This is a genomic window from Draconibacterium orientale (genome assembly GCF_900111425.1).
GTDB lineage: Bacteria > Bacteroidota > Bacteroidia > Bacteroidales > Prolixibacteraceae > Draconibacterium > Draconibacterium orientale.
Genome location: NZ_FOHT01000005.1, coordinates 38845 through 57490 on the forward strand (window position 1 = coordinate 38845; position 18646 = coordinate 57490).

Here is an 18646-nt window from a genome sequence, read left to right on the forward strand (position 1 = left end):
ATCGTAAAAACTAGTGAAATGGTTAAGAATTCAGTATTTCTCATTTTTCTGATAATTGCATTTGTGGCTTGTAAACAAGAGCCTGAGTCGAAAATTATACAAGATATTAAAACGATATGCAATCCGCTGGATTTGAGTTACCGTTTTCAGTTGGACGAACCTTCGCGCAGGGAAGCGGCCGATCCAACAGTGGTATTGTTTCAGGACGAGTATTACCTGTTTGCTTCAAAATCGGGCGGATACTGGTATTCGTCAGATCTGGCAGACTGGACTTTTGTAAAAACCGATGAAATTCCAACCGAACAATATGCGCCAACAGCCCTGGTCATTAACGATACGATGTATTTTATGGCATCATCGAATTCTATTTTTAAAGCTACAGACTTAAAAGGAGGTAAATGGAAATTAGCGGCAGAACTTCCATTTGGTGTAACCGACCCGGCTCTTTTTCTCGACGATGACCAGCGGCTCTATTTTTATTGGGGATGTTCGGATAAAGAACCTATTTACGGCGTAGAACTGGATTATCGAAACAACTTTCAGCCTGTTGGCGATAGAGTTGAACTGATGCATGCCGATACCAAAAATCATGGATGGGAAGTTCCGGGAGATTATAACAATTTGCTTGACAATGCGCCATGGATTGAAGGTGCCTGGATGAATAAACACAATGGCAAATATTACCTGCAATATGCCGGGCCCGGTACACAGTTTAAAAGCTACTCTGATGGCGTATATACTTCGGATCATCCGCTGGGTCCGTTTACGCTGGCCGTAAATAATCCTTTTGCCTGTCATCCCGAAGGTTTTGCTACAGGTGCAGGGCACGGAAGTACTTTCGAAGACAAGTATGGAAATTTCTGGCACATTGGTACAGTTACCATTTCGCAAAAACACATGTTCGAGCGCCGCCTTGCACTTTATCCGGCTTTTTTTGATGAGCAGGGAGAATTGTATTCAGACACCCGGTTTGGCGATTATCCGATGACCGTTCTTTCTGAAAAAGTGAAAAGCAAAGATGAAATTTTCCCGGGTTGGATGTTGCTTTCGTACAACAAACCAGTTTCTGTGCTAACAGAAGTTGATAGTTGTCCGAAGGAAAATATTACCGATGAGGACATTAGAACCTACTGGTCTGCGCAAAGCGGATCAAACCAATGGGCGGTAATTGATCTGGAAACAGAAAGCGATGTGTATGCTGTTCAAATTAATTTTGCCGAGCACAACACCAATGTTTACGACCGGCAACCACATTTTCGTTACCGTTATTCTGTTGATGTTTCGTCGGATAACAAAAACTGGCAAACGATTATCGATCGTTCTGATAACGAAACCGATAACTCGCATCCTTATATTCAGCTAAAATCAAAAGTAAGCTGCCGGTATATGCGGATAACCAACTACGAAATACCAGCGGGTAATTTTGCGCTTTCAGGGTTTCGGGTTTTCGGTTTGGGGAACGGTGATAAACCTGCCTCAGTTTCTAACTTAAAGGTTGAGCGGCCTTCGGAAAACAGGCGTGTGGTCAATTTGAGTTGGGAAAAAACACCAGGTGCGGTTGGTTATCAAATTAGATATGGTGTAACAGAAAATAAGCTATATCAAAGCTATAAAGTATATAACGACACCGCTGTTACCATTAATAGCCTGAACGCAAACCGAATTTACTTTTTTGCGATAGAGGCTTTTAATGAAAATGGTGTAACTGAAACTTCATCAATTATAAAAGTTGACTAATTGATTCAAAAAAAACTATAACCAATGAAACGAGTCCCGAATTATCGGGACGAGTTCCATCTTATACCTTAGAAAACGAAAAATTTAAATAAGATGAAAAACCGAAATCTATTGTTACTGATAATTTTTGCTACTGTTTTATTGAGTTGTGGCAGCCAGACTGAACGAGAAGAATTATATTATTTTGATGGGAACGGGATATCTGAAGAAGTTTTAAGCAATTATCTTGATCGCTCGGTAACAATGGCATTTTATCTTGTACCCGAAAAGCCTGAAGGACGAAGACAATATCCTTATCATGAAGATGATGTGAGGATGATTAAAAATATTGGTGCGAAATTTATCGGACGTTCCATTTACCGGTGGGGAGGCGAAAGCCGCTTAAACGAACCTGACTTTTGGAAAACCGCACAAGCTTTAATCGATACCCTCCATAATTTCGATCCCGAGATCATATTTCAGGGCTGTTTATTCGAAATTGTAACGCAGGATGTTAATAGCGTTAAAATTCCGGACTGGGTATTCGAGGGATTTGATTTGCCGGTTGAAGAACGAAATTTTTCGTACGACAAAATGTTGAATAAAAGAGGTGTTATGGTTGATCACTGGCGCAAAGGCAGTAGTGTGCCGGATATAAGCAGGAAGGAAACACAACTATGGTTTTATTACCTGGCCGGTGCCTATATAAATTTGGGATGCGAAGCTTTTCATTTAGGACAGGTTGAGTTAATTGGTATGAACGATCAGAAACGAGTAGCCTGGCAGAGCCTGTTAATGAAGATACGAGCATACGCAAAAGGGCATGCCCGGCGAAACTGGGTGATTCTTGACGCACATGTACCCAAAGGAGATATGATTAAAGATGGAGTTAGTCTGATCGATTTTAATTCATTTCCGCTGCGTATTAAAGAAATTCCGGAAAAACCATACGAATGCAAACTGGAAGAGAACTACCTTGATGCGCTGTATAATAAAAGTAAAGGTTGTATTTCTCCCAGCGGCTGGTCATGCGATAGCCTGCCATATCTTGTTGAGTTTGATAATTACGGAAGAAATGGAGAACCAAATGTCGCTGATACGACTTCGCACTTCGTTTGGGGATGGGACGAAATTTCGTGGTTTGCTCAGCAAGATGAACCAAGCAGAAATGCCTGGCTGGAATATGCATACAACTGGATAAAAGACATCGACCCGAACGGCCACTTACAAATGCCGGTTAGCAGAATGTTATCTTGTCCAAACGAAACAGCAGGAAGCTACAGGGCCAATACAAAAAGTGAAGCCTGTCCGATTGGCTATTCACAGGAAGAAACAATAAAACGAATTTGGAACGGTAATTAAGTTTCAGGAATTCCGTTTTCTGCAAACTTTCATATCCGGGCTAAACTCTTTTTTGTTTTATATGTTAAATTAAAGGGGTGTATTAAAGCCAAAATGACCACAAGATTGCATCTGCCCGGTAGAATGTTTGTTTTGTTAGAAAACCAAGAGGAATATTGTATTATCTGGGTACAAACGTTTTAACGATTTGTACGTAGGATACAAGCCTCGGTTGATGTTTCAAAACTATTTATATAACTCGGAAAATTTGATCCATTTTAATACATTTGGGTCTCTTAAAGATGATAGATGTGAAATTATTAGTTTGTGTAAATGTTATTTTTCTTTTGTTAGCAACGAAAATATTTGCGCAAAATGAACTAAACTCAGGATTGTATTTTGCATCATCTGAGGTAGTGCAAGACCAGCGAACTTCCTTAAATCTTACGCCTGAAGAAGCTATAAAACTAGCCGATGGTTTTAAGCTGGATTTTGATATTCAGTTAAGGTTGGGTGACGGTTATTATGGTTATGTTTTCCGAATCTTCGCGAACTCAACTGAAAATTTCGATTTTATTGTAAATTATGCATCAGAAAACGAGAATCTTTCCCTGGTTTTCAAAGAAAAAATCTTGTGTTCTTTTCGTTGGGAGGATGTTCCTGATTTCGACTATAACAAATGGTTTCATGTTACTTTTCAGCTTAATTCGGAACAACAGGATGTTGAAATTGGCATAAATGGAATTTCCAAAAAGGCATCGATCGATTTTGATGAAGAAGACCGTTTTGATATTCTATTTGGAATATCAAAAGCTACGCCTTTTCAAAGTACCGATGTATGCCCGATGACTATAAAAAACATTCAGTTATACGATCGAAACGAAAAGATGGTCAGGAACTGGTTGTTATCAAAACATATCTTCAATGAAACCTACGATGAAATAGAAGGGGCTGTTGCGGTGGTCGATAATCCGAAATGGCTGATTGATGCACATTTATCGTGGGAAGAAGTTAACCATCTGAAGTTAAATGCATTTTACGGTGCAGTTAGCAACGAAAATACTGAGGAACTGTTTTTTGTTGATCAAGATTATATTCTTCGTTACAATCTGAATACAAGCGAGATAGATAGCATTCTTTACAAAGCAGGCAGCCCATACCGACAACTGAACGAGAAACATGTTGTTTACAATGCTTACACCAACGAAATATGGTCGTACAATCTGGATCAACCTGGAGTAAGCAAATTTAGTTTTTCAAGCCAGGAATGGTCGGATGATCCGGTACAGATGGCCGAATCTAACTTTGGGCATCATAATAAAATTATTTCGCCTGTAGATAGTTCGCTGGTGGCTATTTTGGGATATGGGTTATACCGTTACAACAGTACGGTTTTTAATTATGATCCTGTAAATAACTCATGGGAAAAGTTTGACAGAAGTAACCAGATTGAACCGCGTTACCTGGCTGCTACAGGATTACTTAATGATGATACTTTGTTGGTATTTGGTGGATATGGAAGTAAAACCGGACGGCAGGAATTAACTCCTGGGGCGTATAACGATTTGTATTCGCTCGATCTTCATACTTTACAGTTCAGTAAAATGATGGACTATGAAGTTCCTGAAATTCCTTTTGTACCTGCAGAATCCCTGATTATAGACGATGACTCTACCAGCTTTTACACCCTGGTTTTCGATAATTCAAAATACAGTTCGACAATAAAACTGGCAAAATTTGGTATTTATGAGTCGACTCAATTTATCTACCCTGATTCCATTGTGTTTGATTTTCAGGATACCGATTCGTGGTCGTACCTTTATTTGAATAAAAAATTACGAAAGTTATTTGCAGTTACTACAAATAAGTCGGATGTTAAAATCTATTCGATGGCTTATCCGCCGCTTGTACCAGATGATGTGTTTCAGAAAGTGAAAGCAAAAAGGCAAAAGTCGGCTGGAAAAAATGGTAGTCCAATGCTTTTGCTTGCATTGGCACTGAGTGTTATGATAATAGTTTTGGCATATTTTTACGATAAACGAAAACGTAAAGTTGTTGTAAATGATGAGGGGAATTCAGAACCCGTTTCCTACGAAAAACAAATGTACCGGAAGCCAGAAAAGGTTAAAAAATCATCAGTTCTGTTTTTGGGAGGATTTCAAATTTATAGTGAATCAGGGGTAGACATTACCTCCGATTTTTCGCCAATGCTAAAACAGTTGTTTTTAATAATTTTCCTGAATACGATTCACCGGGGAAAAGGAATCTCTTCTAAAAAACTGGATGAAACCTTGTGGTTTGATAAAACAGAAAAAAGTGCCCGAAACAATCGAAATGTAAATATAAGCAAACTTCGAAATGCAATTGAAGAGGTTGGAGGTTTAGAAATTGTTTATGAGAACTCGTACTGGAAACTGAAAATGTCGTCGAATATTTACTGCGACTATTTGCATGTTTTGCGCATTACAACCAAATCAGATGACGAGCACCTTGACTTGAAGGATATTGCAACCCTTTACGGATTGCTGGATAAGGGCGAATTGCTACCAAACCTTGAGATTGACTGGATTGACTCGTATAAAGCACAATATACCAATTCTGTAGTTGATTTTCTGGTGAAACTCTTGTCCCGGAAAGAACTCCAGGATGATAAAAAAACGTTGTTACATATCGCCGACAATATTTTCTCGCTCGATTCATTGAATGAGGATGCATTGATTGTAAAATGTAAGATTCTTCACAAAGATGGAAAAGGAAGTGTTGCTCTTAATGCTTACAATTCTTTCTGCAAAGAATATCAAAATCTACTCAACTCTCAATACCCTGCCTCATTCAAGGATGTACTGACCGGTGATACCGATTCATGAGTTATTCGTATCCCAAATTTAATCATCGATAGTTCAGATAACCTCTGGCCTTTTTTTATTTGGTCGATAATCTGCTACCCGAAAGTGTCGAATTTTATCTTTTGGGTATTTTCTCAAATCACTTCTGTATGCGAAATTCAAAAGGATAATTCCGATTAATTCCATCTTTTTTCCTGATGTATTAAAATTAATTGAGCTGTTTGCCAAAAATTAATGCATTTGTTAATCCCCGCATCCTTTATTTGAGCATTAATTATTTAAAACCAACTATTCATTAAATATTAGATCTGTATGAAGACCAATAAGATTGATCAATCAAAGTTATATGTATCACTTTATTTCTTTGGCCTTGTTATTTCTTTAACGATGTTCTCCATCTTGTTAAACTCCAAAAGTGCATTTGCACAAAAAAATCCGTTTATCACGCATATGTACACCGCCGATCCGTCGGCCCATGTATGGGACGATGGGCGTTTGTATGTTTATGCCTCGCATGATGTGGATCCTCCACGCGGTTGCGATTTGATGGATAAGTACCACGTTTTTTCTACCGATGATATGGTGAACTGGAAAGACCATGGCGAAATTTTACGTTCGGAAAACGTTGAATGGGGCCGCCCCGAAGGTGGATTTATGTGGGCTCCCGACTGTGCTTATAAAGATGGTGTTTACTATTTCTACTATCCGCACCCAAGCGGAACCGACTGGAACAACACCTGGAAAGTAGGTGTGGCCTCCAGTAAAAAACCTGCTAAAAAGTTTAAAGATCAGGGATTCATGGAAGGAGTAGGTGGTTTTGCAATGATCGACCCTTGCGTTTTTATCGACGACGACGGACAGGCATATTTCTATTACGGCGGTGGAAGTAAATGCGAAGGAGCCAAACTAAAAGACAATATGATGGAGCTTGACGGCGAACTTCAGCCAATGGAAGGGCTGGAAGATTTTCATGAAGCTACCTGGGTGTTTAAAAGAAACGGAATTTACTACCTGACGTATGCCGACAACAACCGGGGCAATAACCAGCTTCGTTATGCGATGAGCAACAATCCGCTGGGGCCATGGGAATACAAAGGCATTTACCTCGAACCAACCGGTTGCGACACCAGTCATGGCTCAGTAGTAGAATACAAAAGCCAGTGGTACGCTTTTTACCACAATAAATCGATTTCAGGGCAGGGCAACCTTCGCTCTATTTGTGTAGATAAGTTGTATTTCAACGAAGACGGAACAATTCAAACCGTAATTCAAACCAAGTAGTAAAAACGCTGCCTGTAAAACAGGTAAAACATACCACATGAAATACAAACAGAAGAGAATGAAGATTATTTATACCGTTGTTGCCGCTTTGTTTCTGGCAACCGCAAACATGAGCTGTACTTCCAGTCAGCCAACCACGCAGGAAACAAAAGAGCCTGTTGATTATGTCGACCCGTTTATCGGATCAGGCGGACACGGGCACGTTTTTGTCGGGGCCAATGTACCGTTCGGCGCAGTCCAGGTAGGTCCCAATAATATTTACAAAGGCTGGGACTGGTGTTCGGGCTATCATTATTCCGACAGCCTTTTGATCGGTTTTTCCCAGCTACACTTAAGCGGAACAGGAATTGGCGATTTGGCCGACATATTGATTATGCCTTATACCGGCGAAGTTCGCCTGGACAAAGGCCGCCAGGAATATCCGCACGGAGGCTATTTGTCAACCTTCAGCCACGATAACGAAACCGCAAAGCCGGGCTACTATTCAGTAACAATGGACAATGGCGTAAAAGTAGAGTTGGCAGCAACCGAAAGAGTAGGATTTCATCGCTATTATTTTCCAGAAGATGAACAGGCGCGTATTATTATCGATTTAAAAGAAGGGATTAACGACCGCTCAACCGAAACATCGCTCGAACAACTTGACGACTATACCTTGGTGGGCACCCGTTTTTCTTCGGGATGGGCAAGAGAACAGCAGGTTTATTTTGCAGTGAAAAGCTCAGTTCCGCTTTCAAACCTTGAGATTTTTGATAACGACAAACCGCTTGAAGGAAAATCGGCAAAGGCAGCTGCAATCAAAGGATTAATCAGTTTTGATGAGGCACCTGAAAAAGTAGAATGGAAAGTGGGGATCTCACCCGTAAGCACAGCGAATGCCTTAGCCAATATTGAAGCAGAAATTCCGGGATGGGATTTTGATAAAGTAGTGGAATCGGCCAGGGAAAAATGGAACAACGAGCTGAAGAAAATCACGGTTGAAACAGCTAACCAGTCGGATAAACATATTTTCTACACTGCAGCTTATCATGCTTACATGCACCCTTCGTTGTTTAACGACCATAACGGCGATTACCAGGGAGCAGACAACCAGGTTTATACAAATGCCGGTTTTACCAACTATACAATATTTTCGACCTGGGATACTTACCGTGCAGCACATCCTTTGTACACAATAACACAACCCGAAAGAATGAATGATTTTGTAAATACGATGCTGGCCATTTACGATCAGCAGGGGTATTTACCCATCTGGCACCTCAACGGTTACGAAACCGGAACGATGGTTGGTATCAGTAGCATCCAGGTTATTGCTGAAGCCTATCTGAAAGGTTACAGGGGTTTTGATGTCGATAAAGCCTGGGAAGCCGTAAAAAATACGGCCATGTCTGATTTGAGGGGGCTGAACTACCTGCGTGAGTTTAAACCGATTCCTGCAGATGACAAAAGTGTTGGGCGTGCAGTGGCACAAGCGCTGGAACTGTCCATTTCAGACGGGAGCATAGCAAAAATGGCAAAGGCAATGGGTAAAACCGAAGACTACGAATATTTTACCAAACGTGCTGAAAACTACAAGCTGTTTTATGAAGAGGCAGTTGGTTTTTTCCATGGAATAAACAAAGATGGCAGCTGGAGCAGGCCTTTTGATCCGCTGATTTCAAAACACAACCAGGCCAGGGATTATGCCGAAGGAAATGCATGGCAGTATTTGTGGCTGGTACCGCAAGACGTTCAGGGACTGGTTGATTTACTGGGAGGAGAGGAGCGGTTTAACGCCCGCCTCGACAGCTTTTTTACCCTTGAAGTAGAAGACGAATCAGAGGTGCTGGTTGATCTTACCGGCCTAATCGGTCAGTATGCACACGGAAACGAGCCGAGCCACCACATCTCTTATTTATACAGCTACACCGGGCAACAGTGGAAGACCGCTGAAAAAGTGCGGTACATCATGGATGAGTTTTACCACGATGATCCGGACGGGGTGATTGGCAACGAAGACTGCGGGCAAATGTCGGCCTGGTATGTTTTCTCTTCGCTAGGTTTTTACCCGGTTTTTCCTGCTTCGTGCGAATATGTATTTGGCAGCCCGTTGTTTGATAAAGCTGAAATTCATTTGGAAGGGGGAAAAAGCTTTGTTGTTGAGGCCGAAAATAATAGCGAAAAAAATATTTACATCCAATCGGTTGAGTTAAATGGTGAACCTTATCGTATTAATTATATCCGTCATGAGGATATTTTGAATGGAGGAACACTCAAATTTGTGATGGGGCCGGTTCCTAATAAGGATTTCGGGAAAATGTAAATGTTTAATTAACTAATTATTTAACGATGAAAAAAAGTATTCTTTTAGTTTTAATTACCGTTTTTCTAAGTACAACTGTTTGTGTAGCAAACGTTGCAGAAAAACCGGTTCGCCTTGCAGTTGCAGGAATGTCTCACGGACACATTTCGTTTATTCTTGGCCGCCCCGATAAAGGTGATTTTGAGTTGGTTGGTGTTTGCGAAGCCGATCAGGAACTTACCGGGATTTTGAAAAAACGCTATAACCTTGATTCTGATATTATTTATTCCGATCTGGAAAAAATGTTGGACGAAGTGAAGCCCGAGGCAGTTGTGGCTTTCGGCTCAATTTACGATCACTTGGCAGTTGTAAAAGCCTGTGCCCCGCGCGGGATTGATGTAATGGTTGAAAAGCCGCTTGCAGTGAGCATGGATCATGCGAAACAGATGGCTGCACTGGCAAAAAAATATAACATTCACCTGTTAACCGATTACGAAACTTCGTGGTATCCAACTACCGCAAAATCCTTTCAATTGGTAAAAGATGAAAAAAATGTGGGCACTGTACGTAAAGTGGTAATTCACGACGGGCACAAGGGACCAAAAGAAATTGGTTGCGACAAGTATTTTCTTGACTGGTTAACCGACCCTGTATTAAATGGCGGTGGGGCTATTGTCGATTTTGGTTGTTACGGCGCCAACTTAATGACTGCTTTAACCAATGGTGAAACTCCGCTTTCGGTAACTGCGGTAACACGCCAGTTGAAACCCGATATTTATACAAAAGTTGACGACGATGCAACAATTGTGGTTTCCTACCCTGAATCGAATTGTATTATTCAGGCTTCGTGGAACTGGCCGTTTAGCCGGAAAGACATGGAGATATATGGCACCGACGGCTATGTTTTTGCCGATAATAAAAACGATATGCGTATTCGTACCCGAAATACAGGAGACGAAATTGCACTTAAAGTAACAGCAAATGATGTGGCTGTTTACGAAGATCCTTTTGCCTATTTCTACGATGTGATTACCGGAAAAATAACCCAGCCTCCTTACGGACTTTATTCGCTTGAAAACAACATGATGGTTGTACAAATTCTTGATGCTGCGCGCCAATCGGCAAAAACAGGGAAAACCATCAAAATAAAACCAACGAAAGAATAAAAAATCAATTATAAACCACAAAGCCATTAAACCAATATGACTAAAATTAGGAATGTATTTTACATCGTGCTAATAGCTTTATTTGCGTGCACGAACAACAAATCAGCGACTGAAGGGTATAAAAACGCATCGTTATCGGTGGATGAAAGAGCCGATGATTTGTTAAGCAGAATGACAGTGGATGAAAAAATCGCCCAGATTGATATGTACTGGGGGAAAGAAGTTGCTGTTCTGGAAGGTCACGATGCGAAAGAATATTCCGAAGAGAAAATTTCAACGATGATTGATTCAGTTGGAGCAGGTTCTATCCACGACTTATATCCGCTGGATGTTGAAATAGCCAATCAAATTCAGCAATACATGATGGAGAAAACCCGTTTGGGAATCCCCGTCATGTTTATTGAAGAAGGTCTTCATGGTTACTGTGGAAAGGGAAGTACAACTTTTCCCATTCCACTGCAACTGGCCAGCGCTTTCGATACCACACTGGTTCGTAAAGTTGGAGAGGTTATCGGTACCGAAGCCCGAGCCCATGGTGTTCATATGATATTGGCTCCGGTAATCGGGCTGGCCCGCGATCCGCGTTGGGGGCGTGTTGAAGAAACCTACGGTGAAGATCCATACCTGACAGCCTTAAACGGAACCGCTATTGTTAAGGGAATGCAGGGGAAAGGACTCGACCAGCCCAATACGGTAATTGCTGAACCAAAACATTTTGCTGTACATAGTGTACCTGAGGCTGGAAGCAATATTGCAACAGTTTTTGTTGGTGAACGGGAAGCCCGTTCAACTTTCTTGTATCCTTTCGAAAAAGCGGTTAAAGAGGGAAAAGCAAAAGGAATTATGGCGGCTTATCACGAGCTCGACGGCGTTCCATGTGTTTTTAACGATTGGTTAATGAAAGATGTATTGCGCGATGAGTGGGACTTCAACGGGTTTGTGTTGTCGGATCTTGGAGCCATTCGAATGACGGTAAATAGTCATAAAGCTGCAAAAGATACTGCCGATGCTTTAGCGCAAACATTAAAAGCCGGACTGAACATGCAATTTTACGATTTTGCTCACGAGAGTCTTATTAATGGAGTGAAGGAATCTTTACAAAATGGCTCGTTAACAGAGCAGGAGTTGGATGCGGCAGTTCACGATATTCTTCGTGTGAAATTTATGTTGGGTTTATTCGAAAATCCATACATCGATCCGAATCTTCAGAATACAGTTTTTCATACCGAAGAAAGCCAGCAACTGGCTTTGGAAGCAGCTCAGAAAAGTATTGTTTTGCTGAAAAATGAAGATTCTGTTCTTCCCTTAAAAAATAAAAATGCACGTATTGCGGTAATTGGCGAACTGGCTGAAAGCACCTATCCTGGAGGATATACCAATCCTGATAAAGAAGGAATCTCTATTCTTGAAGGTTTAAAACAACGTGTTGGTGATGGACAAAGTGTTCAGTTTGCACAAGGTTACGATCTCGAAAAAGATGATCCACGTTTGAAGCAACAAGCCGTTAATCTGGCCAAAAGATCGGATGTTGCGGTTGTTGTTGTGGGTGAAAATGTAAAAGTAGTTGGCGAAGGAAAAGACCGCTCGGCCATTGATTTGGATGCCAACCAGGTTGAATTGATTAAAGCAATTTATGCAAGCGGAAAACCTGTTGTTGCTGTTCTGTTTAACGGTCGGCCATTAACAGTTAACTGGATTGCCGAAAATATTCCGGCGGTGGTAGAGTCGTGGTTCTCGGGAGAAAAAGGTGGCCTTGCCATTGCCGATGTGCTTTTGGGGAACGTAAATCCATCGGGAAAACTTTCAATTACTTTCCCTCGGTCTGTAGGGCAAATTCCATATTACTACAATCATAAACCATCGTCGAAACACAACTACGTAGATGTTTCTAACAGGCCTTTGTATGCTTTCGGACATGGTATCAGTTATACTGAATTTGAATACAGTGATCTTAAAATTCAGCCTGAAACAATTACACCGGAAGGAGAGGCAATAGTTGAAATTACCATAAAAAATACCGGAGATATTGCCGGCGACGAAGTGGTGCAATTGTATATCCGCGACGAAATTGGAACAGTAACTACACCGGTAAAAGCCTTAAAAGGTTTCGAACGCATTTCACTAACAGCATGCGAAAGCAAAACGGTTCGTTTCAAGGTTGATCACGAAGCACTTTCGTTGTGGAACCGCAATATGAAACGTGTTGTTGAACCCGGAGATTTTACTATTATGGTGGGAAGCGCATCTGATGACATCCGATTAAAAACTGTTCTTTCTGTTGAAGAGTAATCAAATTGGATGATCATGATAAAAAAAAGAATTAGGTTCTGTTATTGTATTTTGTTGACCGTTATGCTGTTGGCGGCTATGGAGACTGAGGCGGTTGTAAAAATTACCTGCATTGGAGCGAGCATTACCGAAGGTGCATTTATTGAAGATAAAACTCATTTTTCGTTTCCCGGACAGCTACAGACTTTTCTGGGCGATGCTTACGAGGTAAGTAATTATGGCGTTGGAGGTACTACTATGATAAAAAAAGGCAACTCGCCTTATTGGAACACCAAACAGTACCAGCAGGCTTTAGACAGCGATCCTGATATTGTTTTTATCGATCTGGGAGGGAATGATGCCAAACTAATCAACCGGCCATACTTAAACGAAATTAATACCGATTGTCAGGAAATGATTGAGGCATTTCAGCAGTTGCCATCGCATCCGCGGGTGATTGTCATGTTGCCGATTGTTTCCTTTGTGAAGGATACAACCGGCATCTGGGATCCTGCAATTTCGAGTCAGGTAATTCCAGGGTTACGACAAGCAGCTCTGGAAAAAGATGTGGAAGTACTGGATATGCATCCTTTGCTGATTAATCACGAAGAATTGATGCCGGATAAAATTCACCCGAATAAAGAAGGATCGGCAATTATGGCCAAACGTTTGTTCGAAGCCGTTGTTCAGTCTCGCGATGAGAAATTTGATATCCTCCCAAAGCTTCCGGAAACAAAAACGTTAAGTTCTTTTGCAGGTTATCAATGTGCCGATTTTACGTTAAGCGGAAGGCAGTGTAAAGTGGTTCAACCCAAATGGTCGGCAAAAGGGCATCCGTGGATTTGGCGCACCCGTTTTTGGGGGCACGAACCACAAACCGATATTGCCCTGCTCGAACGTGGCTTTCACTTGGTATATATCGACGCTGCCGAATTGTTTGGAAATGACGAATGTATTCAGCTTTACAACGATTTTTACAAGCTGCTGAAAAAAGCCGGTCTGTCTAAAAAATGCCTGATGGAAGGTATGAGCCGTGGTGGAGTTTATGTGCTAAACTGGGCGGCTGAAAATCCGAAAAAAGTAAGTGGCGTCTACATTGATAATCCTTTGCTGGATATGAAAAGCTGGCCTTGCGGTTTAGGAAACAGAGAACCAGGCCCTGTTGAATTTGAAGCATTTAAAAACGACTATAACATCACTACCGAAGAACAGTTGCAGGCTTTTAACAACAGTCCGATCAACAAAGTTGATGAGATTGTTAAAGGAGGTTATCCGATTCTGATTTTATGTGCAGATGAAGATAAAGCTGCTTTGCCAGAAGAAAACACGCTTCCTTTCGAAAAGAAAGTAAAAGCTGCCGGAGGTAAAGTTACTGTAATTCATAAGCCCGGTTTTGGGCATCATCCGCACAGTTTCCCAAATCCCGAACCCATTGTGCGCTTTCTGCTCGAAGCCTCGGAGTATAATTTTCTTACTGACAACTAAATATTCAATTCAACGAAAATAGATATGAAAAAGAACACGTTTATTATAACACTCTGTTTACTGCTTGCCTTTAACTGGGCATTTGCAAATAAACATGCTTCCGAGACAAAATACAAAAGTTATAAAGGCTTGATTATGGCAGGTTACCAGGGATGGTTTCGTTTGCCAAAAGATAAGGTAATGTATCCTGATGAAAAAAGAGTACACCTGGATATGTGGCCCGATGTTAGTGAATATGAAAAGACCTATCCAACCGGCTTGAAACTGGCAGATGGAAGTACGGCACGGTTTTTTAATTCGGCCGACAAAAGTACTGTTGACACTCATTTTAACTGGATGCAGGAATATGGTTTAGACGGCGTTTTTATGCAACGTTTTTTTAGTGCTGCGCGGCCAAATGCGCGTCATGGCCATGCAACTGATGTGTTGAACCATGCATTTGAAGCTGCTTCGAAATACGATCGGGCGATTGCAATAATGTACGATTTGTCAGGTTTAAGAAAATCGGGAGAAGACTGTTCCACACTGATTGAAGATTGGAAATACCTGGTAGATTCATTAAAGGTAACCAACCAAAAGGGGGCGAAAACCTATCTGCACCACAATGGCAAACCATTGGTTGCCATTTGGGGAGTTGGTTTTCCTGATCGTCCGTATAACATCCGCAATATTGGATTAGAACGCTTTATCGATTTTCTGAAAAACGATCCTGAATATGGTGGCTGCAGCATTATGATGGGCGTGCCAACCTTTTGGCGCGATTTAAATGCTGATTGTATTCACGATCCTTATTTGCATGAATTAATTAAGCAGGTTGACATTGTGCTACCCTGGATGGTACAGCGATTTACGCCTTTGCTGCACAACGATATGGATCGTCTCCGGGATCTCATTCTGGATGATATAAGTTGGTGTAAAGCCAATAATATCGATTATGTGCCTTGTGTTTGCCCTGGATTCAGCTGGCATAACTTAAGTGTTCACGAGTTTCCTGACGATATTAAACCATCCGGATCAATTCCTCGTCAGGGAGGTCGGTTTTACTGGCAGCAAATGTCAACTGCTATTCGTTCAGGTGCAGAAATGATTTATGTAGCCATGTTTGACGAAGTGAATGAAGGGACAGCCATTTTTAAAGTATCCGATAATCCACCGGTAAGTAATCATTTACAGTTTGTTGGGCTGGATGGAAAACCTTCTGATCACTATTTGTGGTTGACGGGCGAAGCTGCCAAAATGCTTCGAAAAGAAAAGCCATTGGTTTTTACGCAGCCTGAAAGAGAATAGAGGAAATCAGAAACGACAAGTAACAAGCATAAATGGATTCAGAATATTACGGTAAACGGTATTCTCAGATGCAACGGAAAACAATCAACAATTAAGAATATTCTTTTTACAATGAAACAGATTATATTGGTTGGCATAGTGTTGTTGTTATCGCTTGGAGTAAAAGCCCAGGCGACTAACAGCTCAGGATTAATTGAAAAAAGTATAAAAACAGATTACCCAACAAAAGACTGGGTTATTTCTGATTTTGTAGTAACCGACCCAAAGTTTGGTGCTAAAGCCGAGCCGGGCTTTGATAACCGGGCTGCTTTTCAGGCTGCAATTGATGCGGCTTACGAAAATGGCGGTGGAGTTGTATATATTCCGGCCGGTAATTACGAGTTTCGCAGTACAGCAACGGCTTCCCGTACCGTTCGGGTACGTCAGGGAGCCGAGGAGGCTATGAAAGAATTTGACTACCAATATGTTTTAAATCTGCCGCCAAGTGTGCAGCTTCGTGGCGACTGGGCAGATCCGGAGTTATACGACGGGAAAGTATTGGGAACTATTCTTGAGGTACGCGTTGGGAAAGACGCACCTAACTACAATGCAGCTGTTGAAAGCTGGTGGAACGACTCGCAGGCAGGAAATGCACTTCGCACAACATATACCAGCATTGCCGACCGGTTTATTGATATGAAAGCAGGAACGGGCGTAACAAACCTGTCAATTTGGTATCCCGAGCAGGACATTAACGATGTAAAACCTTATCCGTGGACTTTGTTTCAGGCAAACGGCGACTGTGCTACAATTGAAAATGTAACCTTGGTAAATACTTACAATGGTTTCTATTCTGCACCAAGTGAATTGCATTATCTTTTAAACTGTTACATGACTGCTTTGAATACCGGAGTGGAAGTTCATGTGTGTACCGATATCGGTCGTATCGAGAATGTAAAAATTGATCCAAAATACTGGGCTAATTCGGGGCTTCCCGGTTCTCCGTCGTTGGAGAAAACAACCGGTTACACCCGTGCAAACGGCACTGGATTTAACATGCACCGTTCCGATTGGGAATATGTGTCATATCTTTATGTTTCGGGTTATAAAACCGGCATGTGGGTTGGTCGTGAACCGGGATATTCCGATACGCCAAATGCACAGTTTTACGAAATTCATATTAAAGATTGTGAAACCGGGTTGTATGTTCAGGCTGTAAATCCTTACGGATTGCTGATATCCAATTCTACCTTCGGAGCAGAAAAGGACGGTAAGGCGGTTTATTTCTATGATGATTTTGAGACATCGGTTCAGTTTAATGGAGTCGATTTTACAGGTCCTGTTGTAAGCGATGGCCGCGACGGAGTTGTTTCGTTTGAAAGCTGCACGTTTAGCGATTACAACGACTATGCACTTCGGATAAACAATGGCAATACGCTACTTACTCAATGCGATTTTACCAAACCTGCAGGGCATGTGTTTTTAGGAACTGATGTGAATACACTAAAATCGGTAAACTCAGGCTACCAGCGAAAACTGGAGGTTAAAAATAATAGTAAATCAGCCAAAGTTGAGATTTTGAAAGGCGACGAGTATTCATTTGATCCGATTCCTAAAAATATTACCACTGATATTCAGGTACATCCGAGACCGGCTTCAAACAATGTGTTGAAAGTTGATTTACCAAAAGCAACAGGTTTTAACAACGATCAGCCAACAGTTGATGTGTCGGAAGAACTGCAAACAGCGCTCAACAAAGTGAAAGCTGCCGGTGGTGGTACAGTGTATTTACCGGGGGGAAGATATTTGGTAGATCACCCGATAAAGGTTCCATCAGACGTTGAATTGCGCGGAACCTGGGATGTTCAGCACCACACCCAAAGTAGCGGCGCGGCTATTTTTACAAATTATACAGGTGGCACTAACGGAGAGGAAGGAGCTTCCCTTATTCAACTCGAGAAAGGCGCAGGAATTCGTGGACTTACGGTTGCGCAACTGAATATTGCAACCGATGGTTTTAGTGCGCAAAATCCCAGAACCACACCGTTCATGATACAGGGACAAGGTACTAATGTGTACATTGTAAATATTACCGCAATTGGCGATAAGGGAATTGATCTCGCCTCTTACAATACCAGCGGACACTATGTTGATTATTTCGGTGGTGTATTGGCACGGGCAGGTATCTGGGTTGGCGGAGGTGCCCGGGGAGGATTTATCCGGAATATGCAGCTCAACCCGCACTACGGCTCAAGACTTCCACAAAGTGGGCAGGGATACCCAAAAATTTCCCTGACACGTTTTATTCAATCAAACTGCAGTGCGCTTAAGTTTGCCGATATCAAAAACCAAACGATTTTTAACAATTTTGTTTACGGATCATTCTATGGAATTCACTTTCTGAAAGACGAAATTACCGGAACAGATCCGGGTGAAATGACGGTTATCGGCCACGGTTCTGATGGTTGCTCGTTTTCGCTGTTTGTAGAAGATGCCGACGAAAACACAAAGTTAATCGCTATTAACTCGGAATTGGTTTGTACCCGAACAGCAGAAAAGGTGCGGTCGTATGTTTTGATGGGCGATGAAGTTAATACTGAAAAAGTTCATCCTGCCGCGGAGCTGGTTCTATACAACAGTGCATTTTGGGGAAGTCCGGTAATCGGTGCTATCATTAACAGTGGTACCGTTCGTTTTCAGCAGGCAAACTTCCAGCGGTCCGGTGCTCCGGGTATCGACAACAGGGGGGGAGATGCGCATGTGTACACTTCCTATTTTGCAAACCCAATGCAGGGCGAAGCTACCGGCGACAATGTGTATACAAAGTTACATGCAACCGGTGTTGCAATCGAGTTAACCAATAATTATTACATCTCAGGATTCAGGGAAGACAATGCGCAACCGGGTAAGATTTATGGAGCTGATATAATAACCAATAAAAAGTGATCATTTAACAGTATCTTTTCTTTCTTAATAAAATGATGAAGAAACGAAAT

Annotated in this window: 10 protein-coding genes; all 10 read left to right on the forward strand. The window is 41.7% G+C overall.

What is annotated here, in order from left to right; genetic code table 11:
* Positions 1-18: 18 nt before the first annotated feature.
* Positions 19-1737 (forward strand): family 43 glycosylhydrolase, encoded by a 1719-nt coding sequence (locus BMW53_RS04485; protein ID WP_038560379.1) that lies wholly within the window; start codon positions 19-21, stop codon positions 1735-1737.
* A 93-nt stretch (positions 1738-1830) separates the two neighbouring features.
* Positions 1831-3078, forward strand: a complete 1248-nt coding sequence (locus BMW53_RS04490; RefSeq protein WP_038560382.1) for a hypothetical protein — start codon at positions 1831-1833, stop codon at positions 3076-3078.
* 290 nt (positions 3079-3368) lie between these two features.
* Positions 3369-5924, forward strand: coding sequence for a tRNA wybutosine-synthesizing protein 4 beta-propeller domain-containing protein (locus BMW53_RS04495; RefSeq protein ID WP_168136427.1), 2556 nt, complete (start codon positions 3369-3371; stop codon positions 5922-5924).
* Between the two features lie 291 nt (positions 5925-6215).
* Positions 6216-7184 (forward strand): family 43 glycosylhydrolase, encoded by a 969-nt coding sequence (locus tag BMW53_RS04500; protein WP_081804864.1) that lies wholly within the window; start codon positions 6216-6218, stop codon positions 7182-7184.
* A gap of 58 nt (positions 7185-7242) precedes the next feature.
* Complete coding sequence (locus tag BMW53_RS04505; RefSeq protein ID WP_038565013.1) at positions 7243-9486, forward strand: GH92 family glycosyl hydrolase; 2244 nt, start codon at positions 7243-7245, stop codon at positions 9484-9486.
* Between the two features lie 26 nt (positions 9487-9512).
* On the forward strand, positions 9513-10631 hold the full coding sequence (locus BMW53_RS04510) for a Gfo/Idh/MocA family protein (protein ID WP_038560388.1): 1119 nt from the start codon (positions 9513-9515) through the stop codon (positions 10629-10631).
* Positions 10632-10667: 36 nt separating this feature from the next.
* Positions 10668-12920 carry a glycoside hydrolase family 3 N-terminal domain-containing protein gene (locus BMW53_RS04515; RefSeq protein WP_081804865.1) on the forward strand — a complete coding sequence of 751 codons (2253 nt, stop codon included), beginning with the start codon at positions 10668-10670 and terminating at the stop codon, positions 12918-12920.
* 15 nt (positions 12921-12935) lie between these two features.
* A complete protein-coding gene (locus BMW53_RS04520; RefSeq protein WP_038560390.1) occupies positions 12936-14384 on the forward strand; it encodes a GDSL-type esterase/lipase family protein in 1449 nt (482 codons plus the stop codon).
* A 24-nt stretch (positions 14385-14408) separates the two neighbouring features.
* A complete protein-coding gene (locus BMW53_RS04525; protein WP_038560405.1) occupies positions 14409-15671 on the forward strand; it encodes a glycoside hydrolase family 99 protein in 1263 nt (420 codons plus the stop codon).
* Positions 15672-15782: 111 nt separating this feature from the next.
* Positions 15783-18596 carry a glycosyl hydrolase family 28-related protein gene (locus BMW53_RS04530; protein WP_081804866.1) on the forward strand — a complete coding sequence of 938 codons (2814 nt, stop codon included), beginning with the start codon at positions 15783-15785 and terminating at the stop codon, positions 18594-18596.
* Positions 18597-18646 lie beyond the last annotated feature (50 nt).

Excerpts from the sequence above, each read along its gene's own strand:
- BMW53_RS04485 (WP_038560379.1), top strand. The coding sequence starts at position 19 with ATGGTTAAGAATTCAGTATTTCTCATTTTTCTGATAATTGCATTTGTG.
- BMW53_RS04500 (WP_081804864.1), top strand. The coding sequence starts at position 6,216 with ATGAAGACCAATAAGATTGATCAATCAAAGTTATATGTATCACTTTAT.
- BMW53_RS04530 (WP_081804866.1), top strand. The coding sequence starts at position 15,783 with ATGAAACAGATTATATTGGTTGGCATAGTGTTGTTGTTATCGCTTGGA.
- BMW53_RS04515 (WP_081804865.1), top strand. The coding sequence starts at position 10,668 with ATGACTAAAATTAGGAATGTATTTTACATCGTGCTAATAGCTTTATTT.
- BMW53_RS04510 (WP_038560388.1), top strand. The coding sequence starts at position 9,513 with ATGAAAAAAAGTATTCTTTTAGTTTTAATTACCGTTTTTCTAAGTACA.
- BMW53_RS04520 (WP_038560390.1), top strand. The coding sequence starts at position 12,936 with ATGATAAAAAAAAGAATTAGGTTCTGTTATTGTATTTTGTTGACCGTT.
- BMW53_RS04525 (WP_038560405.1), top strand. The coding sequence starts at position 14,409 with ATGAAAAAGAACACGTTTATTATAACACTCTGTTTACTGCTTGCCTTT.
- BMW53_RS04490 (WP_038560382.1), top strand. The coding sequence starts at position 1,831 with ATGAAAAACCGAAATCTATTGTTACTGATAATTTTTGCTACTGTTTTA.
- BMW53_RS04505 (WP_038565013.1), top strand. The coding sequence starts at position 7,243 with ATGAAGATTATTTATACCGTTGTTGCCGCTTTGTTTCTGGCAACCGCA.